Genomic DNA, 25,482 nt, shown 5'->3' on the forward strand with positions numbered 1-25,482 from the left:
GGGCTAATCCCGTCTCAGCATGAACACCGCCTGCTCGCCGATCAGGTTGGCGAGCAACGGCGGCAGGTTGATGCGACGGCTCTTGCTGTTCAGCACGATGGCGCGTTCGATGCGCACGCCCATGGTGCGGCAGAGGGCGCGGAAATCGTCGATGCTGCAGAGATGGATATTGGGTGTGTCGTACCACTTGTAGGGCAGCGACGCGGTCTCCGGCATGCGGCCGCCGAACACGAGCCTGAGCCTCACCTGCCAGTGCGCGAAGTTGGGAAAGGAGACGATGGCGTGCTTGCCGACGCGCAGCATCTGCTCCAGCACGCGGCGCGGCTCGCGCGTGGCCTGAAGGGTCTGGCTCAGGATCACATAGTCGAAGGCGGCATCGGGATAGTCGCGCAGGTCGGTATCGGCGTCGCCCTGCACCACCGACAGGCCGTTGGCGACGCAGGCGTTCACGCCGGCCTGGCTGAGCTCCATGCCGCGCGCATCCACGCGCTTGCCATTCATGAGATGGGCCAGCAGCGCACCGTCGCCGCAGCCGACATCGAGCGCACGCGTGCCGGGCTCCACCATGTCGGCGATGAGCTGCAGGTCGACGCGGATCGGCGCGGCCATCACGACGCACTCCCGAGGCCACGCACCGTAGCAGCCCCCTTCAGGAAGCCCGAGAGCGTGCGAAACATTTCAGGCTCGTCGAGCAGGAAAGCATCGTGGCCCTTGTCGCTGTCGACCTCGACGAACGACACGTTGGCGGCCGCGGCATTCAGCGCATGGACGACGGCACGGCTCTCGCGCGTCGGAAACAGCCAGTCGCTGTTGAAGGACATCAGGCAGAACCGCGTCGCCGTACCCTTGAAGGCATTCGCCAGCACGCCGCCATGTGCGCCTGCGAGGTCGAAATAGTCCATCGCGCGGGTGATGTAGAGATAGCTGTTGGCGTCGAAACGATCCACGAAGGTCGACCCCTGGTGGCGCAGGTAGCTCTCGACCTGGAAATCCGCATCGAAGCCGAAGCCCAGCGCATCGCGGTTCTGCAGGGAGCGGCCGAACTTGCGCTGCAGCGCCTGCTCCGAGAGGTAGGTGATGTGCGCGGTCATGCGGGCGACCGCGAGGCCGCGCGCCGGGTTGGTCTGGTGCAGCCGGTAGTCGCCGCCCTTCCATTCCGGGTCGGCCATGATTGCCTGGCGACCGACCTCGTGGAACGCGATGTTCTGCGCCGAGTGATGCGCCGCGCAGGCGATCGGCACCGCCGAGAAGACGCGCTTCGGATAGCTCGCGGCCCATTCGAGCACCTGCATGCCGCCCATCGAGCCGCCGATGACGCAGAAGAGATCGGGAATGCCGAGATGGTCGAGCAGCGCCGCCTGCGCCCGCACCATGTCGCCGATGGTCACCACCGGAAAGAGCAGGTTCCACGGCCGGCCGGTCGCGGGATCGTGCGCCTGCGGGCCGGTCGTGCCCATGCAATGGCCGAGCACGTTGATGCAGATGATGAAGTAGCGATCGGGATCGAGCACCTTGCCCGCCCCGATCAGGCTCTCCCACCAGCCATCCTTGCCGGTGACCGGATGGCGGTCGGCGACGAACTGGTCGCAGGTCAGGGGATGGCAGACGAGGACGGCATTCGACTTGTCGGCGTTCAGCGTCCCATAGGTCTGATAGGCCACCCGGTAGGGACCGAGATCGACGCCGCAGTCGAGGCGCAGCGGCCGGTCCACGCCCAGGACCGCGTGGCGACACTGGGCGAGCGCCTTGCGTTCAGCATCGGTGAGGTCGTCCAGCAATGCCCTCTCCAGCGAAAAAGCCCCCGCAGGAGCCAACGAAAAAGCCCCCGACCGGAAGGGCGGGGGCTTTTTCGAGCACTCCGACCTTTTAGCGGTGTTTAACGTGGCCGCAAGCCGGTCGGCTCAAATTCCACGGAGAGGCTCTATACGGTCGCCAGCGGCGGGAGGCAAGCCTCTTGCGGCTTGTTTGCCTTTACGCGGGCGGTGCGGACGTAGTATCGCCGCTGCGCACAGGAAAAAACGGCCTAATGGACGCTCCCAGTCTCGACAGCTTGCGGCAGGAAATCGACGCCATCGATACCGAACTGCACGGCCTGATCCGCCGCCGCGCGGAGGTCGTCGGGCATATCTCTGCCGCCAAGCCGGCGGGCGGTCTCGCGCTGCGTCCGGGCCGCGAGGCCCAGGTCCTGCGCAAGCGGCTGGCGGCGCACGATGGGACGTTCCCGTCGGCCGCCGTCTATCGCATGTGGCGGGAAATGATGAGCGCCTTCACGCTCATCCAGACGCCCGGCCTGAAGATTGCGATCTGCCGGCCGGACGATCAGCCCGGTTACTGGGATCTCGCCCGGGATCATTTCGGCTGCCAGATCCCCTTTGTCGCCCACGACACGCCGGCCGGCGTGCTGGCCGCCGTGCGCGCCAGCACGACCACCATCGGCGTCGTGCCGGCCCCGCTCGAGGCGGACTCGACTCCGTGGTGGCCCATGCTTGCCGGCAAGGATGCGACCCTGCCGACCGTCATCGCCCGGCTGCCTTTCCTCGCGATGCCCAATGCGCGTGCGCGGGGCATCTCGGCCTTCGTGCTGGCCCGCATCGACGCGGAGCCGAGCGGTTCGGATCGCGCCCTCGTGGCGATCGAGGCCAGGAACGGCCTGAGCCGCGACCGCATCGCCGCGGCGCTGGCCAAGGCGGGACTTCCCGCCTTCACGTCGGCGCTGGACCAGGTCCTGGCCGGAGTGCATCACTATCTCGTCGAGATGCCGGGTGTGATCGTCGACGACGATCCGCGCCTGCGCGACCTCGAAGTGGCCCTGGGACTGGAAAAAGGCTGCGTGGCGGCCATCGGCGCCTACGCCGTGCCGATCGACGCCAAACCGTGAACTGAACTTTCGCAGGAGACTGGCATGAGCGCGCTCACCCCGCGTCCGGGCATCATGAAGATCGCGCCCTATGTGCCGGGCAAGGATTCGATCGAAGGCAAGGAGACGATCGCCAAGCTCTCGTCCAACGAGGGCGCGCTGGGGCCCTCGCCCAAGGCGATGGCGGCCTATGCCAAGGCGGCTTCCGAGCTGCACCGCTATCCTGACGGCGACACCGCGAAGCTGCGCGCGGCACTGGGCCGCCACTACGGTCTCGATCCGGCGCGCATCGTCTGCGGCGCGGGCTCCGACGAGATCCTGAACCTGCTGGTCCGCGCCTACTGCGGCCCGGGCGACGAGCTGCTCTACAGCCAGTACGGCTTCCTGATGTACGCGATCAACGCGCTGGGCGTCGGTGCGACCCCGGTCGCGGCGCCGGCCAGGGACTATGGCAGCGACATCGATGCGATGCTGGCGGCGGTGACGGACAAGACCCGCATCGTCTGCCTCGCCAATCCGAACAATCCGACCGGCACCTACGTCACCAAGGACGATGTGCGCCGCCTGCACGCCGGCCTGCCGAAGAACGTGCTGCTGATCATCGACGCGGCCTATGCCGAATATGTCAGCAGGAACGACTACGACTCGGGCGTCGAGCTGGTCGATCAGGCCGAGAACGTGGTGATGACCCGCACCTTCTCGAAGATCTACGGCCTGGGCGGATTGCGCCTCGGCTGGATGTACGGGCCTGCTGGAATCGTCGACGTGATGAGCCGGCTGCGCCAGCCGTTCAACGTCAACTCGGCCGCACAGATCGCGGGCATCGCGGCGCTCGACGACATCGCCCACACCGACGCCAGCCGCACCAACAATGACATCTGGCTGCCGTGGCTCAGCGCCGAACTGACGAAGCTCGGCCTCGAGCCGGTGCCGAGCGTGGGCAACTTCGTGCTGGTCGGCTTCGGTCCGAAGGAACGCGCCGTGGCGGCGAACGACTGGATGATGAACGACGGGCTGATCCCGCGCCTGGTCGCGGGCTACGGCCTGCCCGCGCATCTGCGCATCACGGTCGGCACCGAGCCGGAAGTGAAGGCGGTACAGGCCTCGCTCGCCCGCTTCGTGGCGGCAGGCAAATGAGCGAACCCCTGTTCGACAAGATCGCGCTGATCGGCATCGGGCTGATCGGCGGCTCGATCGCGCTGGAGGCGCGCAAGCGCGGTCTCGCGAAAACGATCGTGGCGGCAACGCGCAGCCCCGAGACGGCCGCGCTCGCCAACAAGCTGAAGCTGGCCGACCATTGCGGCACCGACCTTGGCGAGGCCTGCAAGGACGCCGACCTCGTGATCGTCTGCACGCCGGTCGGCGCCTGCGGCCCGGCGGCCAAGGCCATCGCGTCGAGCCTGAAGCCCGGCTGCATCGTGTCGGACGTCGGCTCGGTGAAGCAGACCGTGATCACCGACATGGCGCCGCACATCCCGAAGGGCGTGCACTTCGTGCCGGCCCATCCGGTTGCCGGCACCGAGAATTCCGGCCCCGAAGCCGCGCTGCTCGACCTGTTCCAGGGCCGCTGGTGCATTCTGACGCCGCTGCCCGACAGCGACGCCGCGGCGGTCGACAAACTGGAAGCCTTCTGGAAAGGACTCGGCAGCCAGGTCGAACGGATCGACCCCAAGGATCACGACCGCATCCTGGCCATCACCTCGCACCTGCCGCATCTGATCGCCTACACGATCGTCGGCACGGCCGACGATCTCGGCGGCCATCTGAACAGCGAGGTTCTGAAGTTCGCCGCCGGTGGCTTCCGCGACTTCACGCGCATCGCCGCCTCCGATCCCACCATGTGGCGCGACGTGTTCATGAACAACCGCGAGGCCGTGCTCGAGGTGCTCCAGCGCTTCCAGGAGGATCTCTTCTACCTGCAGCGCGCCATCCGCTGGGGCGAGGGCGACAAGCTGTTCGACCTGTTCACGCGCACGCGCGAGATCCGGCGCGCCCTGATCCACCTGCACCAGGCCTAGCGCGAGCATGGCCATGGCAAAGCCCACCGCCAAACCACGGTGGGTCTTCGGCTACGGCTCGCTGATGTGGAACCCGGGCTTCGCGACGCCGGAGACACAGGCGGCGCGGCTCCAGGGCTGGCATCGCGCCTTCTGCATCTACTCGGAGCACTATCGCGGCACGCCGGAAACGCCGGGGCTCATGCTCGGCCTGCTGCCGGGCGGCTCCTGCCGCGGGCTGGCCCACCGGTTGCCGGCCGCTGCCTATGACGACGTGCGGCGATACCTGATCCACCGCGAGATCGACAATGACGGCGTGTACGTGGAGACGGTGCGACCGATCCGGCTCGACGATGGGCGTGTCGTGCCATCGCTGGTTTATCTCGCCGATCGCACCCACCGGCAGTTCGCCGGGAAGCTGCCAGAGGCGGAAACGCTTCGGCTCATCCGCCAGGGCCACGGTGCCACGGGCAGCAGCCTCGACTACGTGATGAATACGGTCGCCCACCTCGGCGAGCTCGGTCTCAACGACCGCGCACTCGAAAGGCTGGCCCGCGCCGCCGGCAGCGGCGCAGGGCCCTCGAGCCGCTAGCGGCGCGCGGCCTCGGTCGCGAACACCGACTGTACGACGAAGCCGAGCTCTTCCCGCGCCTGCTCGACCGACAGGCCCAGGCGCTGGCGCAGCACGACCCAGCTTTCCGGTGCGATGGCCAGGGCCAGGGCGGTCAGGGTCCGCTGCCGCGACTCCGCGGGCAGAGCCGCCAGTTCGGGACCGAACGCCTGGGAGAGCTGCGCGGTGTTGGCGCTATAGATCTGCGAGATCATGTCAGCCGCTTCCGGCGACCGGCGCTGCAGCGTCTCGACGAAGGTCCACATCGGGCGGAGCTGCTCGTAGCGGTCCGCACACTGGTTGATCAGGCTGGCGACGCGCTGCTCGACCGGACCGGCGGACGCGAGTTCCGGCGCTTCCCCGACCAGGGCGGCCAGGACGCGGCCGAGGACGGCGACGTAGAGTTCGGCAGTATCGGCGAAGTGCTGGAACACGGTGCGGGCCGAGACACCGGCCATCTGGGCGATGTCGCGCACGATCGGCGCGACCTGCCCGGCCGCGGCAAGGGCCAAGGCCGAGGCCACGATCGATTCGCGCGTCCGGGCGACGCGGTCACCGCGACCGGCCGTATTGAGCTGCTTCGTGTGCAGGGTCTGACCGTCCATTCCTGACTCCCCAGCGAGTATTTGCCGTCTCGTCGGCAACCTTGCCGACTCTAAAGATATTGCAAGCAAATCACTAGATATGAAGCTACTAGTGCATCCTCATTTCAAGAGCTGCGATGCGCTATAAGGGCGCGTTCAGCGTAAGATTCGCGTAAGCCGATGGTGCCCCGATGTCCGAGAAAACATATGCTTCCGCCTCCCTCGCAGCCCAGGCGATGGGATGGATCGACCCGGTCACCAAGGCCGTCGTGCCGCCCATCCACATGGCCAGCACCTATCTCCGCGACGAGGACAACGGCTATCGCTCTGGGCGCATCTACGCGCGCGCCGACAATCCCACGTTCGACCAGGCCGAGGCAACGCTCACGGCCCTCGAAGGGGGCGCAAAGTCGCTGATCTTTTCGTCGGGCATGAGTGCGGCGACCGCCTGCTTCCTCGCCTTGTCACCCGGTGACCATGTCGTGACTTCCAAAGTCATGTACTGGGCCCTGCGCAACTGGCTGATGACCTTCGCCACGCAGTGGGGCCTCAAGATCGAGTTCGTCGACACCGACAAGACCGATCAGGTGGCCGCGGCGGTGAAGCCAGGGGTCACGAAGCTCGTCTGGATCGAGACCCCGGCGAACCCGACCTGGAGCGTTTCCGACATCGCCGCCATCGCCGAGATCGCGCACAAGGCCGGCGCGCTGCTCGGCGTCGATTCGACGGTGGCCACACCGGTGCTGACGCGACCGATCGAGCACGGCGCCGACATCGTCATGCATTCGGCCACCAAGTATCTCAACGGCCATTCCGACATCATCGCCGGTGCGCTCACCGGCGCGCGCGACGATGCCTATTGGGCGAAGCTGCGGACCATCCGCTCGCAGCTCGGCACGATCCTCGGCCAGACCGAGGCATGGCTGCTGATGCGCGGCATGCGTACGCTGTTCCCGCGCGTCGCCTGGGCCTGCAGGTCGGCCCAGAACCTAGCCGAGCAGTTCGCCGAGCATCCGATGGTGGAAGAGGTCCTCTATCCCGGCCTGCCCTCCTTCGCGGGCCACGCGGCGGCGGCGAAGCAGATGAAGGGCGGCTTCGGCGGCATGCTGTCGGTGCGGGTCAAGGGCGGCGAGCGCGCAGCCATCGCCACGGCGGCGAGGGTCGGCCTGTGGAAGCGCGCCACGTCGCTGGGCGGCGTCGAGAGCCTGATCGAGCATCGCGCCAGCATCGAGGGAGCGGGCACGCCCTGCCCGCCCGACCTGCTGCGGCTATCGGTCGGCGTCGAGGAGAGCAGCGACCTGTTCGACGATCTCGACCAGGCGCTGAAGCGCGCCCACAACGCTTAACGGAGCCTCATTGGAGCGCGCCACTCCAGTGGCGCAATCATGATCATGAGCGCCACTGGAGTGGCGCGCTCCGATGATCGTCGTTCCTCGTACTTAAGCCGGCGTACCGAACACCGCGCCCAGCCCCGCACCGATACGCTCGTTCATCATCTCGATCGAGCCGTCGGTGTAGGCCGCGATCTTGGCGCCCGCGAGATGGCGGGCCAGCGGATAGTCGGCGCGCAGGCCGTTGGCGCCCATCGCCTGGATGCAGTCGGCGATGCGCTGCACGGCCATGTCGGTCGCGAACTTCTTGGCGTGCGCCGCCGGCAGGACGGCGTCGGCGCCTTCGTCGATCAGGCGTGCGGCGCGGTAGCAGAGGAGGCGCGCGGCTTCGAGGTCGGTCGCGGCATCGACCAGCTTCCAGCGCACACCCTGATGCTCGATCACCGGCTGGCCGAAGGTCGTGCGCTGCTGCGTGTAGCGCACCGCCGTCTCGAGCGACGCCTGCAGCATGCTGCAGCACATCGCCGCAACATAGGCGCGGGCGCCGTTGATGCCGGCCAGCGCGGCCTTGAAGGCCTTGCCGGGCGGATGCAGCACCGCCTCGTCCGGCGCGAAATAGTCGACCAGCCGGAAGCCGCCGACGCCGATCGCGTGTCCACCGTGAAGCTCGAACGGCTTCTCGCGATGGAAACCCGGCCGCTCCGCCTCGATGGCGAGGCAGATGATGCCGCGATAACCCTGTGCCTTGTCGGTCTGCGCATAGGCCACCGAAAGACCCGCGACCGCGGCATTTGTGATCCACGCCTTGGCGCCGTTCACCTTCCAGCCGCCCTCGACTCTGACGGCTTCCATCTCCAGGCCGCCGAAGTCGCTGCCGACGCCGGGCTCGCTGAGGCCCGCGCAACCGATCAGATCGCCGGTCAGCATGCGCGGCAGCAGACGGGCCACGTGGGCCGGCTGGCCGTCGCGGGCGAAGCGCGCGCAGGCATTGTGGTGGTTGATCAGGGCAAAGGCGAAGGCGAAGTCGTGCCGCGCGATCTCCTCGAAGGCGCGCAGCTTGCAGGAGAAGGACAGGCCCTGCCCGCCATGCTTCTTCGCCAGCTCGATCGTGTTGAGGCCGATCGCACAGGCCGCCTTGATGGTCTCGAGCGGATAACGACGTTCCCACTCCCAGCGCGCGGCGTTGGGAGCGACCTGTTCTTCGGCAAAAGCCTTGGCGCGCGCCACGACGGCGCGCTCTTCGGGGGTGAGGACTTCATCGAGCATCTTCCTCAGATACACGATTGGACCTCGGGCGCAACGACGGGCTAGAATGGAGCCAATGCGGGTGTAGCTCAGGGGTAGAGCGTCGGCTTCCCAAGCCGTAGGTCGCGGGTTCGAATCCCGTCGCCCGCTCCAAAAATTTTCGGGCAGGAACGTCGCAATGGATGGGATGGCACCGGCGCCGGTCGCGGCCAGCGGCGATTTCGCGGCCGACGTGGCCGCCTTCTCCGCCCATTGGCGAGACGCCGCCGAGCGACTGGCGCGACTGCCCGCCAAGCCAAACCGCGATGCCGCCGCCTATGACCAGGCCGAAGCGCTGAAACAGGCCGCACGCGAAGCCCGCTTCGCCTTCCTGCGCCGCCACGCACGCACGCTTTACGACAAGCTGACCGACAATCGCGCCAGGTTCGTGCGCATCGAGCGCCTGGTCTATGACGCCGCCGCCCTCGTGCCCGGCCTCGCACCGACACAGGCCGAGGTCGCGGCCGAGGCCGAGCTGCGCCAGGCCGAGAAGGACGGCGTCGAGATCGACCAGGGCATCCTCTGCAACCAGTTCCTCGCCGATCCCGAGTGCGGCCTGCACCTCTGCCACACCATGCTGCTGCCGCGTGAAGAGTCATCGGAAGCGCTCGCGAAGTTCCAGCGCGACGGAAAGCTCGACCTCGGCTACGCGCGGGTCGAGCGCCAGGGCAAGGCGGCGGTGCTGCTTCTGTCCAACCGGCGCTTCCTCAACTCGGAGGACAATGCGACCCAGGCCGCGACCGAGATCGGCGCCGATGTCTGCATCCTCGACCGGCAAAGCGAGGTCGCGGTGCTGCGCGGCGACGTGGTGCCGGAGGGCAAGTATGCCGGCCGCCGCGTCTACAATGCCGGCATCAACCTCACGCACCTCTATTACGGCAAGATCCCGTTCCTGTGGTTCCTGATCCGCGACATGGGGTTCGTGAACAAGATGTTCCGCGGCCTCGCCCGGCCGGACGTGCCGCCCGACGAGGTCGCGGGCGATTCGATCGAGAAGCTCTGGATCTCCGCGGTCGAGACCTTCGCCATCGGCGGCGGCTGCCAGATCCTGTTGGCCTCCGACTTCAACATCGCCGGGCGCGACGCCTACATGACCCTGCCGGCGCGCAAGGAAGGCATCATCCCGGCGATGGCGAACCTGCGGCTCCAGCGCTTCGTGGGCGACCGGCTCGCGCGCCAGGCGATCATGTACGAGCGCCGCATCGAGTGCGATTCCGAAGTCGGCCGCATGATCTGCGACGAGGTCGTGGCGCCCGACGAGATCGACGCCACAATCGTTCGCGTGATCGATCGCCTGACCGGATCGGGCGCCGTCGGCGCCATCGGCAACCGCCGCGCACTGCGACTTGGCTCAGAGCCGCTCGACACGTTCCGCCGCTACGCCGCCCTCTACGCGCGCGAGCAGGCCTATTGCCACTTCAGCCCGGCGCTGATCTCCAATCTCGAACAGTACTGGAACGCGGCGAGCCGGCGGGCCTAGCTATCTGACCCCTCCGCCCCTGCGGGGCACCTCCCCATTCGAATGGGGAGGCAAAGCTTCTTCGTTCCTCCCCATTCAAATGGGGAGGTGTCGTCGTCTTGCGACGACGGAGGGGTCACGCTTCGATCAGTGCTCGCGCGGGGCGTGCTTGCCGAGGATTCGCTGCAGGGTGCGGCGGTGCATGTTGAGGCGGCGCGCCGTCTCGGAGACGTTGCGATCGCACTGCTCGAACACGCGCTGGATATGCTCCCAGCGCACGCGGTCGGCCGACATGGGATTGCTGGGCGGCGGCGGCAGCTTGCGGCCGTGGGCCGTCAGCGCCTGCTCGATGGCGTCGGCGTCGGCCGGCTTGGCGAGATAGTCGACGGCGCCTTCCTTCACGGCGGCCACCGCGGTCGCGATGTTGCCGTAGCCGGTCAGGACGACGATCCGGATATCGGGACGCGCCTGGCGCAGCGGCCCGACCAGCTCCAGGCCGTTGCCGTCGGCCAGCCTGAGGTCGAGCACGGCGAAGGCCGGCGGCCGGGCGGTCTGGGCCAGCGCTTCGGCGACCGAGCCCACGGCGGTGACGATGAAACCGCGTTGCTCGAGCGCGCGCGCGATACGGTTGCGGAAAGCTGCATCATCGTCGGCGATCAGCAAGGTACGGTCCTTGTTGTTCGTCGTGCCGGCGATCACAGGCGACAAGGGGCGCGGGGCGCCGCTGTCCTGGGTCATGGCGACTCCTTCGACATCGGCCGCTATGTAGCCTTGAAGACGGGGTTTGGCCAGCGCACCGAAACGGCGGCCCCGCCGCCCGTGTCGCTGCGATTGCCGAAGGTCACGTTGGCGCCGGTGCGCTCCAGCAGCGTCTTGGCGATGAAGACGCCCAGACCCATGTGCCCCTCCTGGCCCTGGCGGGTCGAGATGAACGGCGTGCCCAGCTCGTCCAGCAGCGCCTCGGAAAAGCCCGGCCCGTCGTCGACCACTTCCACTTCCGACCATTCCCGCGACCAGCGCGTGCTGACGCGGACCTCGTGCCGCGCGAACGAAACGGCGTTCTGAACGATGTTTCCGATACCCTGCATGATCTCCGGGCTCCGCAGCTGGATGGGCGCCGTCTTCGGCACGCCGTCGCCGACCGGGCCGGCCTCGAATTCGATCTCGATCTCCTCGCGGCCGCAGTTCTGCGCGGCGGCCTCGATCAGCGCCGGCAGCGGGACGAGCGTGTAGGAATCCGACACATCGCCTGCAGGATCGGTCGAGAGCCGCGCCAGAATCGACCGGCAGCGCTCCGATTCGGCGGCCAGCAGCTCGACATCCTCCCGCAACGGATCGTCGAGCTCGATCTCGCGCAGCATCTCCTTGGTGACGACGGCGATCGTCGACAGCGGCGAGCCCAGCTCGTGCGCGGCGGCGGCGGCCAGTGCACCCAGCGCCGAGAGCTGCTGCTCGCGCGCCAGCGCCGCCTGGGCGGCGGCCAGCGCATCGGCCATCTGGCGCTGTTCCTCGGCGAGCCGCCAGCCATAGAGCGTGATCAGCAGCGTCGTGAGCGACAGTCCCGACCAGACGCCCACCTGATAGATGTCGGGCAGGTTGGGCGGCGGCCCTTTCCAGGGCAGCGGCTGATAGAAGAGGCCGAGCAACGCGATGCTGGCGATGGTGAGCAGGGTGAGCGCGACGTTGCTGGCAAGCGACAGGATCGTCGCACCGATCGCGACCGGCGCCAGCAGCAGCAGCGAGAACGGATTGATCAGGCCGCCGGTGAGATAGAGCAGCACCGCGAGCTGCAGGATGTCGAAGGCGAGGAAGATCGCGGCCTCGCGGTCGTCGATGCGCGCCGAGCCCGGCCGGCCGATGCTGACGGTCAGGTTGAGCAGCGCCGACAGCGCGATCGTGCCACCGACCGCCAGGACCGGCAGGCCGAATCCCAGGCCCCAGTGCACGACGGCGGCGGTGAAGGCCTGGCCCGCGACCGCGCCCCAGCGGATGAGCACCAGGGTGCGCAGGCGCACGCCGCCGCGCGTCAGGACGGTCACGGTGCTGGCGCGCCGCGGAGCGGCAGGCGGAGGCTCTGCAGACGGGGGCGCGTCGTCGCCACGCACCGCCACGATGCTACTCTTCGAGCATCAGGTGCTTGCGATGCACCGTCGTGAAGAGCGGGATCCTGCGCTGCGCCGTGCGGTCCGGCGGCTCCTTCACCAGCCGTCCGATCTCGCCCAGGATCAGCCCGGTGATGGTCGGCAGCGGCAGCTCGCGCGCCTCGTCGAGGCGCACCCAGCGGATGTCGCCCATCTCGCTCGAGTGGCGGATCTCGCCCGACGCATCCTCGGCGCGCGCCATGAAGAAGCGGGCATTGAAGCGGCGCGGCCGGCCGGGCGGCGTCACCGCGCGCGCGATCAGGTCGAGGCAGTCGAGCGCCGGCGCCATGCCCTGGTCGAGGAAGCCCTTCCAGTGCTCGCCATAGTCCTTCTTCGGCGCACCGCCCTCGAGCGGCTTGCCCAGCATCAGGCCGCTTTCCTCGAAGGTCTCGCGCACCGCGGCGACGGCCAGCGCCCGCGCGCGCTGCGCCGAGGCGGCCCGCATCAGGCGCTCGTTGACGAAGGGATCGAGCGCGGTCGCGACGGGAACGCGCGCATCGTCTGGATCGACCTTGCCGCCCGGGAACACGTAGCGGTTGGGCATGAAGGCGTGGGCGGCGGCGCGGCAGCCCATCAGCACTTCCGGCGTGCTGCCCTGCATGCGCACCAGGATCAGCGTCGCGGCATCGCGCGGCCGCATGTAGGGATAGACCTTGTCGATCTTCTCGACCGGCCGTTCGCTGCCGGGCTTCAGGGGGACTTTGGGGGCCTCGTCGTAGCCTTTGTCGGTGCCGCGGACGACCGCGCCTTCGGGAATGCCTCGTTTGCTCATGCCATCACGATAAACCAGCGACCCTAGAACGACCAGTCGACCGGCGTGTCGGGGCGGAAGACGGTGATGTCCTTTCCGCCGTCCGGGACCGCGATGCGGTCCGGGATGTCGAGCGGCTTCGCGTGCAGCGTGATCCGCTCCTCGTTGGCCGGCAGGCCGTAGAAACGCGGGCCGTTCAGCGACGCGAAGGCTTCGAGATGGGCCAGCGCGCCCTCCTCGGCGAAGACCTGCGCGTAGACCTGCATCGCGACCGGCGCATTGAAGACGCCGGCGCAGCCGCAGGCGCACTCCTTGGTGTCCGTCGTGTGCGGCGCGGTATCGGTGCCGAGGAAGAATTGCGTCCCGCCCGAGGTCGCCGCCCGCCGCAGGGCGAGACGATGCTCCTCCCGCTTGGCGATCGGCAGGCAATAGAAGTGCGGACGGATGCCGCCCTTGAAGATCGCATTGCGGTTGTAGCTGAGGTGATGCGGCGTGATCGTGCCGCCCATGCGGCCCGGATTCGCCTCGACGAAAGCGACACCTTCGCGCGTCGTGATGTGCTCCAGCACGATCTTCAGGCCCTCGTGGCGCTTCAGCAGCGGCGCCAGCACCTTGTCGAGGAACACCGCCTCGCGGTCGAAGATGTCGACCTCGGGATCGGTCACCTCGCCATGGACCAGGAGCGGCATGCCGGCCTTCTCCATGGCCTCCAGCCCTTTCGCGATCCTGTCCATCGAGGTCACGCCGTGCGCCGAATTGGTCGTGGCATGCGCCGGATAGAGCTTGGCCGCGACCCACACGCCCTCCGCCTTGCCGCGCGCCAGCTCGGCCGGGTCGGCGCCGTCGGTCAGGTAGCAGGTCATCAGCGGCTCGAACTTCAGCGCCGCAGGGACCGCGGCGCGGATGCGTTCGCGATAGGCGCTGGCCTCGGCGACCTTCGTCACCGGCGGCACGAGGTTCGGCATGATGATGGCGCGGGCGAACTGGCAGGCGGTGTGCACGGCGCAGGCCGCCAGCATCGCGCCGTCGCGCAGGTGGACGTGCCAGTCGTCGGGGCGGCGGATGGTGATCGTGGAGGGTGTCGGATTTGCAGGAGCCATGATGCGCTTTCTACGCTTGCTCCCGGACGGGCTCCAATGTTGATTGCGGGCATGAACGACCTGAACGACGCCGTCGCCTTCGCCCTGGCCGCCCAGTCCAACTGGCCTGCCAGCATGTACATGCCCGACGGGCAGTTCGTGATGACCTACGATTCGGGCGAGAAGGCGCCCGACAACGAGGTGCTGGGACCGGTGACGCCGCGCGGCGGGCCGTCGGGCCTCGTCTATCGCGGCGGCCACAAGATCGCCGAATGGGGCGACGTCGACCGCGCCGACATGACCTTCAGCGTGGCCAAGAGCTACCTCGCCCTGCTCGCCGGCCTGGCGCTGGGCGACGGGCTGATCAAAAGCCTCGACGACAAGGTCGCGGGATACGCGCTCGACGACGGGTTCGAGAGCGAGCAGAACCGGGACATCACCTGGCGCCATCTGCTGACGCAGACCAGCGAATGGTCGGGCACCGTCTTCGGCAAGGAAGACCGCATCGACCACAATCGCGTGGTCGGCGTCGCCGTCGCCGACGCGCCCAAGGGCACGCGCCGCGCGATGAAGAAGCCGGGCAGCTTCTACGAGTACAACGACGTCCGCGTGAACCGGCTGTCGCGCTCTCTGCTGCAGGTCTTCCGGGAACCGCTGCCGCAGGTGCTGAAGCGCCGCATCATGGACCCGATCGGCGGTTCGCAGGGCTGGCGGTGGGACGGCTACCGCAATTCCTACGACACGATCGACGGCAAGCAGATGCTGTCGGTGCCGGGCGGCGGCCACTGGGGCGGCGGCATCGTCATCTCGGCGCGCGACCTCTCGCTGATGGGCCGGCTGGTGGCGCAGGGCGGCGTCTGGGAGGGCAAGCAGATCCTGCCGAAGGGCTGGACCGCGGAACTGGTGAAGCCCTGCCCGGTCGCCCCCTTCTACGGGCTGATGTGGTGGCTCAACACCGGCCGCAGGCAATTCGCCGCCGCGTCCGAGAGCAGCTACTTCGCGCTGGGATGGGGCAGCCACATCGTCTGGATCGATCCCGAGAACGATCTCGTCACGGTGCTGCGCTGGATCGACCGCAAGAAGGCGCCGGAATTCGTCGAACGTCTGCTGGGGGCGATCAAGGCATGAGCCTCGACTACTCCGCCGTCCCGCGTATGTCGGACGGCCGTACCGCCGCCGAACATATCGAACAAGTCGCCGCGAAGTCGGAGATCGTGCGGGTGCCCATGGGAAATGGCGGCACGATGATGTGGCACGTGTTCGGCGCCGCCCCCGACAAGCCGATTCTGCTGCTGTTCCACGGCGGGTCGGGCTCGTGGATCCACTGGATCCGCAACGTCCTGCCGCTCTCCGAGCATTTCAGCGTCTACGCCGCCGACCTGCCCGGGCTGGGCGACAGCGACCCGCCCGACGACGTGAACGACATCTGGTCGGTGACGCACTGCGTCGAGGCCGCGATGAAGGAGCTGCTGCCGAAGGACCGGGACTTCGCCATCGCGGGCTTCTCGTTCGGCGGCATGGTCTCCGGCCATATCGCGACGCTGTTCGAGGACCGCATCCGGCGCATCGCGCTGGTCGGCGCCGGCGGCCTCAAGGCCACGCGCAAGCCCGGCCCCAAGCTTCACAAGCTTTTAGCCGAGATGCCGCCCGAGACCCTGGCGGCCGAGGCGCGGCGCAATCTCGAGATCCTGATGCTGCACGACCCGAAGTCGGTCGACGGCATCGCGATCCACATGCAGATCCTGAACACCACGCGCGCCAAAACGCGCAGCCGCATCATGGGCCAGGCCTTCAAGCTCAGCGAAGTGCTGCCGCGGGTGAAGACGCCGCTCACCGGCATCTGGGGCGAGTTCGATTCGACGACATACCCGCACATCCAGGAGCGCATCGATCTCTTCCGCGCCCTGCAGCCCGGCTTCGAGATGAACGTGATCCCGGGCGCCGGGCATTGGGTTGCGTACGAGGCGGCGGATGCGTTCAACGCGAAGCTGGTCGAGGTGTTGAAGGGTTAAGCGAAAGGTCCCTCGCTTACGCTCGGGATGACAATCTTGGTCGGGTCAGCGCAGTGCGCTGATCCAACCTCCATTGTCATCCCGAGCGCAGCGAGGGACCTTTGATTCGCAGACCTGTCCGTCACCCCATCACCAGGCGCGGCAGGCCCAGGGCGATGTCGGGGAAGGCCATGAGCAGCAGAATCAGGCCCAGCATCGCCGCCACGAACGGCAGGGCGCCGCGGATCACGTCGGCGATGGCGCCGCCCGTGCGCAGGCTCTGCACGACGTAGAGGTTGAGGCCGACCGGCGGCGTCACCAGCGCCGCCTCGATCAGGATCGTCAGCACGATCCCCCACCAGATCGGATCCCATCCCAGCCCGATCACGATCGGGAACACGAACGGCGTCGTGAGGATCATCATGGAGATCGTCTCCATGAAGCAGCCGAGGATCAGGTAGAAGACGATCAGCAGCAGCATGGTGCCGACCTTGCCGAGGCCCAGCGCCTCGATCGCCTTGGCCACGCCGTCGGTGACACCGATATTGGCCAACACGAAGTTCAGGAACTGCGCGGCGATGATGATCAGCATGATCATCGCGGTCGTGCGCATCGTGCCCTCGAACACCGCCTTGATCATCGGCCAGGAGAGCGCGCGCTCCCAGGCGGCCAGCACCAGCGCCGCGAAGACGCCCATGGAGGCCGCCTCCGTGGGCGTGGCCCAGCCGGCATAGATCGAGCCGACGACGACGCCAAAGATGAACAGCGGCGCTACCAGGTCCTTCAGGCTGCCGAGCCGGTCGCGCCAGGTGCTTTCCACCGGCGTGCCGCCCTTGGCCGGCCAGATCAGGCAGTAGGCGAGGATGATCGCCATGAAGAAGCCGGTGAGCAGCAGGCCGGGAATCATGCCCGCCAGATAGAGCCGCGGCACCGAGGTCTGGGTCAGGAGCCCGTAGAGGATGAAGTTGATCGACGGCGGAATGAGGATGCCCAGCGTGCCGCCGGCCGCCAGCGTGCCGAGGAACAGCGACTCGTCGTAGCGGCGGATCGCGACCTGCGGCAGGGCCACGACGCCGACCGTGGCGGCGGTCGCGACGCTCGACCCCGAGGTCGCCGCGAACATCGCGCAGGTACCGATGTTGGCGTGCATCAAGCCGCCCGGCAGCCAGGAGAGCCAGGTCGCGATCGCGGCATAGACGCGATGGGCGATGCCCGAGCGCAGCAGGATCTCGCCCAGCATCACGAACATCGGGATGGCGATCAGGATGTATTCGGAACTGGCGTTCCACACGATGTCGCCCATCGCGAGATAGAGCGGAATCGAGGAGAAGAACTGGTTGAGTGCGAGGCCGAGCACGCCCATGACGGCGGCGACCGGTACGCTGACCGCCAGCAGGGCGACGAGGAGAAGGAGCGCGGTGCCCAGCATGTCTATCTCCCGGCGCCCGAGTTGGTGGTGCCGATCCCCAGCGAGCCCAGCTCACCCTTCACTTCCTCGTCCTGCGACGGCACGCCGATGGTCGCGGCGACGGTGCCGACGTCGCCGCGCAGCAGCGCCATCAGGCTGCGCAAAAAGGCGAGCCCGGTAACGGCGAGGAAGAGGACGAAGCCCGCGAACCACGGCGCCTGCGGCCAGGCGAGCGGGATGCGCAACGGCGTGTTGGAGCGGTTACCGCCCGAGAGGTTGTCGAGGAAGATCTCGCCGGCGCGGTCGACGATCGCGAGGACGAGGATCGCCAGGCCCACGATCGCCACCAGGTCGAGGAGCGCCCGCATCCGCGGCCCGAGCGCGCCGTAGAGCACGTCGATGCGGACATGGCCGCGCGTCACCAGCACGTGCGCCAGCGACCACGAGGTCCCGACCGCGAACAGATAGGCCGCGATCTCGTCGGAGCCCGAGAAGGCGAAGGCCAGCAGCTTGCGGCAGATCACCTCGACCGTGACGACGACCGCCGCCAGCAGGATCATGGCGCCGCCGGCCCACGCTCCCCAGAGGGCGGCGACCGACGCGCCGCGCCACAGACGTTCCATCTATTCCCCTCCCCGAAGGGCGGCCGCGAGGCGAAGCTCAGTTCGCCTTGGCGACGAGGCCGTAGCGCTTGCCGACCATCTCGGTCCACTTGGCCGCGCACTCCGCGCCGCAGCGCTTGGCCCATTCGGGCAGCACGACGTCGTTCAGCGCCTTCTTGACCAGCGCGCGGTCGGCGTCGGTCGGCATCACCAGCTTCAGCTTGGCCGGCGGGCCGACCGAACACGGGCCGTTGCCGGTGTCGCAGGCGATGCCTTCCTTGGTGTCCGATTCGACGCTGGCCCAGGCCGCCTCCTCGAGCTTCTTGAACTGCGCCGTCATGAATTCCTGGGTCGGCTTGGAGAGCTTGTTCCAGGCGTTGAGGTTCACGGCGACGAAGCCCGCGGTGTAGCCCAGCGACACGTCGACGACGGTCTTCACCACTTCCGGCCACTTCGCCTGGTAGCCCGGCAGGGTGCCGGTGATGCCGCAGTCGACAACGCCCTTCTCCAGCGCCGGCACGACCTCGCCGAAGGGAATGGTGACGGCCGAGCCGCCCAGCGCCTTCACCAGGTCGGACTGGGAGACGCCCTGCACCCGGACCTTCTTGCCCTTGATGTCGGCCAGGCTGGAGATCTCGTCGCGGCAGAAGAACACCTGCTGCGGGAAGGCGAAGGTCGACACGATCATCGAGCCGAACTTGTCGCGCATCACCTTCTGCATCTCGGGCATCCAGGCGCTCAGGATCTCGCGCTGCTGAGCGACGCTCTGCGCCACGCCCGAAATGTCCGAGCCTTCGAAGATCGCGGCGCCGTCGTCGACGTAGATCGGCAGCGCGTGCGCCACGTCGTACACGCCGGTCTTCAGCAGCCGCAGCACCTCGGTGCCCTTGAGGTTGAGCTCGGTGATCGACTTGATATTGCCGGTCAGCTTGCCGCCCGAGGCCGCGCCGAGCTGCTCGCTCCAGAACGGCTGTTCGACCTTCTTGTTGATGTTCAGGAAGTTCCACGTGCCGATCACGTTGAACTTCTTGCTGTCGAGCTGTGCCGGCGCGGCGGTCTGCGCCGAAGCGATACCCGTGCTGCCGACGACCAACGCCGCCGCCATTCCGAGAAGTGCGGTGAATTTCATCTGTCGCTCCCTGTTCCGCGCCTTTGACCCCGCGCGGTTGCCGCGACTGTCGTTCAATTCGACCGGAGTGGCAAGGGTACGGTCGGGAAGGGTCCCTCGCTTACGCTCCAAGGCGGGGGTTACCCCGCCTGCGATGACAATGGTGGTGGGATTGGCGCCGTGCGCCCGTTCAGAAACAGTTGTCATCCCGAGCGCAGCGAGGGACCTTTAGTCATACGCGGCAGCCCCACAAAGAGGGCGCCCGAACGGAGGACTCGAATGCCCAACCTGCTCTGTGTCGGTACGGCCGGCATGTCGGTGTGGTTCAGCCGCGACGACGGCGAGACCTGGATCCGGCCCTATATCGAATCCGGCCTCTATCTCGAGGCGCGCGTCTGGGCGCTGTCGGCGCATCCGCAGCGGCCGGGCGAAGTGCTGGCCGGCACCGACTCCGGCCTCTACCGCTGGAACGAGACCGACCAGAAGTGGACGCACCTGCCCTCGGTGCTGGACGAGTACGACATCTGGGCGATGGCGCAGGCGCCGGACGATCCCAACCTCATCGTGGTCGGCACGCAGCCCGCCGCGATCTTCGTCTCGACCGATGGCGGCAAGAGCTTCACGCCCGCGCAAGGCTCCTTCGCCGACGCCTGCATCTTCGTGGGCAAGCCGAGGGTGACGCAGATCCTGTTCGATCCGGTCGACAAGGACACGCTGTGGGCCGGCGTCGAGATCGATGGCGTGCACCGCTCGACCGATCGCGGCCGCAGCTGGAAGAAGGTGGGCCAGGGCATCAACTCCGAGGACATTCACGGCCTCGCCGTTATCCGCAATGGCAGCAAGCTGGTCTATGCCACGACCAATCGCGGCCTGAACGTGAGCCGCGACAATGGCGAGACCTTCGCCTTCCAGGAACTCGATTCGCCCTGGCAGTACACCCGCACCATCGTGCCCCGCGCCGACGGCGACGCGACGGTGTTCCTGACCAACGGCAACGGCCCGCCGGGCTCGACCGGACGGCTGCTGCGCAGCACCGACCACGGCGCCCACTGGACGGACGCCAACCTGCCGGGGGAGCTCAACTCGACGCCGTGGACGGTGGCGACGCATCCCTCGAACCCGAAGCTGATCTTCGTCTGCTCCAACCTCGGCCAGCTCTTCCGCTCGACCGACGGCGGCGAGAGCTGGACCAAGCTGCCGCGCGAGTTCGGCGAGGTCCGCAGCACGATCTGGCAACCGCTGCCGTAACAGCTCCGCTCATCCCCCAAGGCTATCGTATGTGAAATATCCCGTCTCCTCGACCGAAAAGCACGCAATATGATTGCGCGATCGGTTATCGCCGAGGGGGTGCGACACTCATTTCGATTGTTTCGTTTATTTCGTTCGTTTCGTTTGTTGGCCCGAACGTCGGCGTTTCCAACGGCCCGCGAAAGGAGACCGCGATGAGAACCACCATAGCCGAAATCGCCCCCGGCATCTATCGGCTCTCGACCTTCGTGCCCGCCGTCGGACCGACCGGCTTCACCTTCAACCAGTTCCTGATCGACGCCGACGAGCCGCTGCTCTTCCACTACGGCCAGCGCAGCCTCTTCCCGCTGATCGTCGAGGCGGTGAAGCGCGTGATCCCGCTGACGAAGCTGCGCTGGACGACCTGCTCCCATGTCGAGGGCGACGAAAGCGGCGCGCTGAACCAGTGGCTCGCCGCCGCCCCCAACGCCCAGCCGGCGCACGGCCTGACCGGCTGCAACATCTGGCTGAGCGACATGGCCGACCGCCCGCCGCGCACGCTCAAGGACAACGAGGTGCTCGACCTCGGCGGAAAGAAAGTGCGCTGGCTCGACACGCCGCACGTGCCGCACAACTGGGACGCCGGCCTGATCTACGAGGAGACGACCGGCACGCTGTTCAGCAGCGACCTCTTCACCCAGACCGGCCCCGCCGATCCCACCACCGAAAGCGACATCGTCGCCCCCGCCATCGCGGTCGCCGAGCGCCTGCCCTTCATGCCGCCAACGCCGATGGCCGCGCCGACGCTACGACGGCTGGCCGCGCTGAAGCCAACGACGATTGCGCTGATGCACGGTCCGACGTTCAAGGGCGATGGGACAAAGGCGTTGGAGGGGTTGGCGGAGTATTACTGACGCGTCGCAAGCATGCGTCGGTCGCGTTCGCCGAGGGAGGCTGCCTCCGCATTTGGCTTCAGCTAACTGGAACAGGCACGCTCAAGTTATTCGACCTGAACAAAGGTGATTGAGCAGACTTTCCGGACGGCGGCGCGGTGTTGCCACGCTAGATTTCAGTACAACAACCTATCTTAAACGTCGTCAATCGAAGCCGCCAAGGGCTTCTCTTCTAGCTGGAGTAAGTCTAACCTCCTTACAACCACCGGGAGGAGTAGTTTGTGAAAGGCTACATCTATATTAGCAGCCCTAGGGCAGACCCTGAGCGAAACAAGAACCTGAATGATCCAATTTTCCGCCGCCCCCCAACGCTCGGCGGGTGCATGCCGCCCATCCGGCGCTTGGTGCAGGCTGGCGATCATGTCTTCGTAATTAGCGGGACTACTAAAGGCGTACAGCAGTACGTCGTAGGCGGCTTCCAAGTGGCTGAAAAAATTAGCGCATTAGCTGCCTATAAGCGGTTTCCCGAGAACCGACTGAAAATGGACGCCAACGGCAAGCTGGTGGGAAACATCCTGGTGGATAGCGCAGGAAACCAGCATCCGCTAGATACTCATAGCTCCAAAAATTTCGCTCGCCGGGTCGAAAATTACCTGGTTGGCGTTAATCCTGTGGCACTGGAAACGCCTGAGGAAGTCGCTCGCGGCCGAAGCGAAACCCTGGACCGCCTATCTTCTATTCTTGAGCGACCACGCGCCAATCGAGTTATCGATGTCATGGGGCGTTGGGCCAAGCTCGACGAAGCGCAAATCATGAAGACGCTTGACTGACTACGTGGGATCAAGGCCCAGTCAGCCTGAAATGGCAAACGTGGCCGCCACCCTTCGAGCGCTTTTGCTCCAGCCGAACGAGATCGCATCACGCACTCGTTTGAAGCCTGAGCGCGTGCAGGAGATTCTGGGCGGTTCTCAAGTTGCGGCGTCGGAACTGAGAGCCTTGGCGCGCGGTCTCAAGCTGTCAATGCGAGACTTCACGTCGGCCGGATCGCCGGCGGCCAATCAGAAGTTCGGGACTCGCTTCCGGTCGCCTGGAGTTGCGAGTGTAGAGCGAGAGCCCACCCTTGATCGCTTGGCAGGGTTTGTGGATGCCGCGCTCAAAGTCCTACCGGCTCGCGAACGCCTTCCTGATTGGCTCAACGAGTTCGGACTTCAAGGACAAGAATCCTACGATGAAGCAGAGCGCCTGGCTTCAGAACTGCGCGCCTTCATCTATCCAGGTGAGATGGACAGCCCCGCGATCGATCTTCCGCAGCGCTTGCGCAAGCTCGACGGCCTGATCGTCAGCCAACTCAAAAACTCTAAGTATGAGGGAGCGTCCGTCGCAGCGGGCGGCTATCTCTTTGTTTTTGTTTCACCGCGCTTTCCAGCGAGGATGCTATTCACGCTGGGCCATGAACTCGGCCATGTAGTTGCTCACCATTCCTTGCAATCCGCGCACCTCGATCTCGCGACCAACATTGGGACCTTTCGCAACCGATCGGAAAGCTTCGCCGATGCATTTTCATCGGCATTTCTCCTGCCGCCTCAAACTGTAGGCGCTACGCTCCAAGCGGTACGCGAAGCAATCCGCGCGACGAGCGATGAGATTGGCGACGTCGAGATTCTCATTTTAGCCCGAATGTACGGCGTATCCTTTGATGTCGCCGCGCGGCGGTGCGAGGCCCTCGATTTGCTACCCAGCGGTGGCGCGGTGTCGCTAGCTGAGTACTTGCGCCAGCATCACAAGAATCCTGAGAAGCGGGCGGAAGCACTGAAGCTGCCGCCGAGGCAAGCCGTGCACTTCGACGCCGTCTCTCCCATCCTCATGAAGTTTGTCCACCAAAGCGTAGCAAGCGGCGAGACTTCCCCATCGTGGATCGCTGACCGCCTCGGTATGTCGATAGAAAGCATTTATAGCACCCACGCATCGACGGGCGAGCGACGTGCGTCTACTCATTGACGCCTGCGCAGCGATAAATCTCCACAATTGCGGAAAGCTCGCAATCGTTTGTGATTTGCCGAACACCGAGATCGCACTTTCGCCGATCGTCGTCTCTGAATGCGGACTAGGTTGCGCCGCCGAAATTCTCGCCTTGGAGGCGGCAGGGCGCATTCACTTTGTGCCCGACAGCGAGATTTCGACAGATCGCTTCCTGGACCTCGTAGCTGAAAATGATATCGGCGATGGCGAACTAGAATCCATCGCAGTGTGCGAGGCCACTGACCGTGCGTTCTGCACCGACGACGGACCGGCTCGGCGGCTCGCGTCCAACATGCTGGGCGCCGCGAAAGTTTTCGGCAGCCTGCGACTTCTGAAGCTTGCGGTTGAAGCCTCGCTGATAAAGTGCACCGACGCGTTTGCGGGCTACCTTTCAATGCGGGACAGTGGCGGGTTCTTGCCCCAGCTAGAGAGCGACTTTTTCTGCATCAGCGCGCCAACGTGAGCCGAGCAACACAGAACCAACGGGGAGAGAAAGCAGCATGAGCGAAAGTGAACGTGCACAGACCCTTCTGGAGCAGTTCGACGCCGCCTACGCCACGGTGACCCTAGATCGACGCGACATATACGGCGCGCCGGCCGACACCTACCGGCGCATCGCCGCCATGCGAGCCATAGTCGATGAATGCCAAGATCCACAGATTCGGGAAATCTTAGCGATGGTAGTCACGAAGATCGCCCGCTTGGTGCAAACTCCAAGTCACATCGATTCTTGGGTAGATGTGGCTGGTTACGCACGTTGTGGGGTGATGCTGCTGGACGACCGCACTTCTGTTGCCCCTTCTGCCGCGCCAGCTTGACCGCCGTTGTTGAATTTCAGGGCGTAGGCTTACCAATCTAGTCTCGATCTCCATACCTATCGGACGCGGCGTGAGGAAGTAGATGTTCGTAGAGAGAAAGATCAGCCCTACGTCGGGGACTGTCGAGCTCTGGTGGGCCAAAGACGGCCCCGGGGCGGAGAGGACGCTCGTCCGCAAGATCGCCGATGAGCAGCCTTTGGTGATGGATTCAGAGCGGGGATCGCGAGAGCGCGGTGCCATTTGCTGGGCACACGGGCGAACCTTGGGAAATATCGAGATTCAATCACCTGAGCTTCTCAATCAATTCGCGAGGAAGCGCGCCGAAGACGTCACTCTACCCTGCGATTTTGTTTATGCAGGAAAGTATCGGCACGGCGCGGATCGGTGGTGGTGCCGGACCCATCAGAGCCACTGGGGAATCAAGTCGGATCTCGCTGCTCTAGATGCTTCAGGTGTTCTACAATGCTCAAACCATAACCAGCTGATGAATTATGAGCTTCACCCTTACACTGTAGATCTCGACGAGTATGCGGAAGTCGGCGTTTGGTGCTCTCTGCCTGCTGCACTTTCGACCGCTGAGATAAGTCCACGACCACCGAAGATACACGTCCATGTTCGTGACAAGCCTGGCGCCCGGAAACGCATAGACAAGGATTTCGCAGTCGTAAGCACCGCCTACTCCACGCAGGTCGGACTGTTCGGACGCGAAGATACAATACGAGTTGATATCACCCCACCAGCGGCGTTCGACTTCGTGTGCGCATTGGAATCAGGCAAGGAATTGGGCTGCATTGATTGTTCAAACTGTGGCCACCCTCATCTGGACCTTGGAACATTTGGAAAGACGCCACATCGCAAGCACTTCTGCGCAAATTGTGGCCGAGACAGTACCTGGAGCAAAACAGCGATCATATCGACGCCATTAAAGCCGCTCCATGATCGGACGGCGAGCAATCTCTCATGCTTGACAGCCAATCGAGTGCTAAATCTCGACGACCACAAGGGACACAGTTACACGATTTGGGCATCAACGCCTGCGATTGTCTGGACGGCGAGTCGACCGCAGGAATTTGGAATTCACGTTCACGTACATGACGGCATGGATCGGATAATCGATGACACGTTCGGGGAAGTCATTCTCAACGGCAAGCTGCTCGTTCGTAACGAATTGCTTCAAGCGATGATCGAGCGGGCGATCGTCTAGATCGAGACGGACATCAAGGCTGGCGGATCGCCTATGCGACAGGTCTCACTCGTCAAGAGAAGTCACTTTGTGAAGCCTCAGATTGGCGTGCTTTTCGGATGGCCATGAAGCACTGCGAC

General features: G+C 65.8%; 26 protein-coding genes, 1 tRNA gene and 1 riboswitch. Of the genes, 16 read left to right on the forward strand and 11 right to left on the reverse strand.

Annotated elements, in window-relative coordinates:
- Positions 1-3 precede the first annotated feature (3 nt).
- Positions 4-609, reverse strand: coding sequence for a methionine biosynthesis protein MetW (gene metW / locus Q0Q48_RS01855; protein WP_295132996.1), 606 nt, complete (start codon positions 607-609; stop codon positions 4-6).
- Positions 609-1,775 (reverse strand): homoserine O-acetyltransferase, encoded by a 1,167-nt coding sequence (locus Q0Q48_RS01860; RefSeq protein WP_295133758.1) that lies wholly within the window; start codon positions 1,773-1,775, stop codon positions 609-611. The genes metW and Q0Q48_RS01860 overlap by 1 nt, the downstream gene beginning before the upstream one ends.
- 71 nt (positions 1,776-1,846) lie before the next feature.
- A riboswitch (SAM riboswitch) is annotated at positions 1,847-1,922 on the reverse strand.
- A 104-nt stretch (positions 1,923-2,026) separates the two neighbouring features.
- Between Q0Q48_RS01860 and Q0Q48_RS01865 the strand changes: the two genes are divergently transcribed.
- The 4 genes from Q0Q48_RS01865 to Q0Q48_RS01880 are packed head-to-tail and all read left to right on the forward strand — an operon-like array spanning position 2,027 to position 5,446.
- Positions 2,027-2,878 (forward strand): chorismate mutase, encoded by an 852-nt coding sequence (locus Q0Q48_RS01865; RefSeq protein ID WP_295132999.1) that lies wholly within the window; start codon positions 2,027-2,029, stop codon positions 2,876-2,878.
- Between the two features lie 24 nt (positions 2,879-2,902).
- Positions 2,903-3,994, forward strand: coding sequence for a histidinol-phosphate transaminase (gene hisC / locus Q0Q48_RS01870; protein ID WP_295133003.1), 1,092 nt, complete (start codon positions 2,903-2,905; stop codon positions 3,992-3,994).
- Positions 3,991-4,875, forward strand: coding sequence for a prephenate/arogenate dehydrogenase family protein (locus Q0Q48_RS01875; RefSeq protein WP_295133006.1), 885 nt, complete (start codon positions 3,991-3,993; stop codon positions 4,873-4,875). Before hisC ends, Q0Q48_RS01875 begins: the two co-directional genes overlap by 4 nt.
- Positions 4,876-4,888: 13 nt before the next feature.
- Positions 4,889-5,446 carry a gamma-glutamylcyclotransferase gene (locus Q0Q48_RS01880; RefSeq protein WP_295133009.1) on the forward strand — a complete coding sequence of 186 codons (558 nt, stop codon included), beginning with the start codon at positions 4,889-4,891 and terminating at the stop codon, positions 5,444-5,446.
- On the opposite strand, the gene Q0Q48_RS01885 is transcribed toward Q0Q48_RS01880, so the two are convergent.
- Positions 5,443-6,069 carry a TetR/AcrR family transcriptional regulator gene (locus tag Q0Q48_RS01885; protein ID WP_295133013.1) on the reverse strand — a complete coding sequence of 209 codons (627 nt, stop codon included), beginning with the start codon at positions 6,067-6,069 and terminating at the stop codon, positions 5,443-5,445. The two genes, Q0Q48_RS01880 and Q0Q48_RS01885, sit on opposite strands and share 4 nt — an antisense overlap.
- Positions 6,070-6,239: 170 nt before the next feature.
- Between Q0Q48_RS01885 and Q0Q48_RS01890 the strand changes: the two genes are divergently transcribed.
- Positions 6,240-7,394, forward strand: coding sequence for an aminotransferase class I/II-fold pyridoxal phosphate-dependent enzyme (locus Q0Q48_RS01890; protein ID WP_295133016.1), 1,155 nt, complete (start codon positions 6,240-6,242; stop codon positions 7,392-7,394).
- Positions 7,395-7,487: 93 nt separating this feature from the next.
- Here the strand turns inward: Q0Q48_RS01890 and Q0Q48_RS01895 are convergent, their stop codons facing one another.
- Positions 7,488-8,645 carry an acyl-CoA dehydrogenase family protein gene (locus tag Q0Q48_RS01895; protein WP_295133019.1) on the reverse strand — a complete coding sequence of 386 codons (1,158 nt, stop codon included), beginning with the start codon at positions 8,643-8,645 and terminating at the stop codon, positions 7,488-7,490.
- Between the two features lie 57 nt (positions 8,646-8,702).
- On the opposite strand from Q0Q48_RS01895, the gene Q0Q48_RS01900 reads away from it, so the two are divergent.
- Positions 8,703-8,777: transfer RNA gene (locus Q0Q48_RS01900), tRNA-Gly, on the forward strand.
- A gap of 25 nt (positions 8,778-8,802) precedes the next feature.
- A complete protein-coding gene (locus tag Q0Q48_RS01905) occupies positions 8,803-10,143 on the forward strand; it encodes an enoyl-CoA hydratase/isomerase family protein (RefSeq protein WP_295133022.1) in 1,341 nt (446 codons plus the stop codon).
- Between the two features lie 126 nt (positions 10,144-10,269).
- On the opposite strand, the gene Q0Q48_RS01910 is transcribed toward Q0Q48_RS01905, so the two are convergent.
- From Q0Q48_RS01910 to pyrC, 4 genes are all read right to left on the reverse strand, one after another.
- Complete coding sequence (locus Q0Q48_RS01910; RefSeq protein WP_295133027.1) at positions 10,270-10,860, reverse strand: ActR/PrrA/RegA family redox response regulator transcription factor; 591 nt, start codon at positions 10,858-10,860, stop codon at positions 10,270-10,272.
- A gap of 23 nt (positions 10,861-10,883) precedes the next feature.
- Complete coding sequence (locus tag Q0Q48_RS01915; RefSeq protein ID WP_295133030.1) at positions 10,884-12,161, reverse strand: ActS/PrrB/RegB family redox-sensitive histidine kinase; 1,278 nt, start codon at positions 12,159-12,161, stop codon at positions 10,884-10,886.
- Between the two features lie 76 nt (positions 12,162-12,237).
- A complete protein-coding gene (locus Q0Q48_RS01920; protein ID WP_295133033.1) occupies positions 12,238-13,035 on the reverse strand; it encodes an NUDIX domain-containing protein in 798 nt (265 codons plus the stop codon).
- Between the two features lie 23 nt (positions 13,036-13,058).
- Complete coding sequence (gene pyrC / locus Q0Q48_RS01925; protein ID WP_295133036.1) at positions 13,059-14,114, reverse strand: dihydroorotase; 1,056 nt, start codon at positions 14,112-14,114, stop codon at positions 13,059-13,061.
- 51 nt (positions 14,115-14,165) lie between these two features.
- On the opposite strand from pyrC, the gene Q0Q48_RS01930 reads away from it, so the two are divergent.
- Together Q0Q48_RS01930 and Q0Q48_RS01935 are read left to right on the forward strand one after the other, a co-directional pair.
- Positions 14,166-15,221, forward strand: a complete 1,056-nt coding sequence (locus Q0Q48_RS01930; RefSeq protein WP_295133039.1) for a serine hydrolase — start codon at positions 14,166-14,168, stop codon at positions 15,219-15,221.
- Positions 15,218-16,105, forward strand: a complete 888-nt coding sequence (locus Q0Q48_RS01935; protein ID WP_295133042.1) for an alpha/beta hydrolase — start codon at positions 15,218-15,220, stop codon at positions 16,103-16,105. Before Q0Q48_RS01930 ends, Q0Q48_RS01935 begins: the two co-directional genes overlap by 4 nt.
- Positions 16,106-16,226: 121 nt before the next feature.
- Here Q0Q48_RS01935 and Q0Q48_RS01940 read toward each other — a convergent pair whose 3' ends face one another.
- The 3 genes from Q0Q48_RS01940 to Q0Q48_RS01950 are packed head-to-tail and all read right to left on the reverse strand — an operon-like array spanning position 16,227 to position 19,223.
- On the reverse strand, positions 16,227-17,513 hold the full coding sequence (locus tag Q0Q48_RS01940) for a TRAP transporter large permease (protein ID WP_295133045.1): 1,287 nt from the start codon (positions 17,511-17,513) through the stop codon (positions 16,227-16,229).
- 2 nt (positions 17,514-17,515) lie between these two features.
- Positions 17,516-18,115: a TRAP transporter small permease gene (locus Q0Q48_RS01945; protein WP_295133048.1), complete on the reverse strand. Its 600-nt coding sequence runs from the start codon at positions 18,113-18,115 to the stop codon at positions 17,516-17,518.
- 37 nt (positions 18,116-18,152) lie between these two features.
- Positions 18,153-19,223, reverse strand: coding sequence for a TRAP transporter substrate-binding protein (locus Q0Q48_RS01950; protein ID WP_295133051.1), 1,071 nt, complete (start codon positions 19,221-19,223; stop codon positions 18,153-18,155).
- 258 nt (positions 19,224-19,481) lie between these two features.
- On the opposite strand from Q0Q48_RS01950, the gene Q0Q48_RS01955 reads away from it, so the two are divergent.
- The 7 genes from Q0Q48_RS01955 to Q0Q48_RS01985 all read left to right on the forward strand — a co-directional run bounded on the left by Q0Q48_RS01955 (position 19,482) and on the right by Q0Q48_RS01985 (position 25,363).
- Positions 19,482-20,450: a hypothetical protein gene (locus Q0Q48_RS01955; RefSeq protein ID WP_295133053.1), complete on the forward strand. Its 969-nt coding sequence runs from the start codon at positions 19,482-19,484 to the stop codon at positions 20,448-20,450.
- Between the two features lie 194 nt (positions 20,451-20,644).
- Positions 20,645-21,343 (forward strand): MBL fold metallo-hydrolase, encoded by a 699-nt coding sequence (locus tag Q0Q48_RS01960; RefSeq protein WP_295133056.1) that lies wholly within the window; start codon positions 20,645-20,647, stop codon positions 21,341-21,343.
- A 260-nt stretch (positions 21,344-21,603) separates the two neighbouring features.
- Entirely contained in the window at positions 21,604-22,152 is a 549-nt protein-coding gene (locus Q0Q48_RS01965) for a hypothetical protein (protein WP_295133059.1), read from the forward strand.
- Between the two features lie 40 nt (positions 22,153-22,192).
- Entirely contained in the window at positions 22,193-23,320 is a 1,128-nt protein-coding gene (locus Q0Q48_RS01970; protein ID WP_295133062.1) for an ImmA/IrrE family metallo-endopeptidase, read from the forward strand.
- Between the two features lie 55 nt (positions 23,321-23,375).
- Positions 23,376-23,804 carry a hypothetical protein gene (locus Q0Q48_RS01975; RefSeq protein ID WP_295133065.1) on the forward strand — a complete coding sequence of 143 codons (429 nt, stop codon included), beginning with the start codon at positions 23,376-23,378 and terminating at the stop codon, positions 23,802-23,804.
- 37 nt (positions 23,805-23,841) lie between these two features.
- Positions 23,842-24,159 carry a DUF6378 domain-containing protein gene (locus Q0Q48_RS01980; protein ID WP_295133067.1) on the forward strand — a complete coding sequence of 106 codons (318 nt, stop codon included), beginning with the start codon at positions 23,842-23,844 and terminating at the stop codon, positions 24,157-24,159.
- An 82-nt stretch (positions 24,160-24,241) separates the two neighbouring features.
- A complete protein-coding gene (locus Q0Q48_RS01985) occupies positions 24,242-25,363 on the forward strand; it encodes a hypothetical protein (protein WP_295133069.1) in 1,122 nt (373 codons plus the stop codon).
- The last annotated feature ends 119 nt before the right edge of the window (positions 25,364-25,482 follow it).

The organism is uncultured Reyranella sp., assembly GCF_945957355.1.
In the GTDB taxonomy this organism is placed as follows: domain Bacteria; phylum Pseudomonadota; class Alphaproteobacteria; order Reyranellales; family Reyranellaceae; genus Reyranella.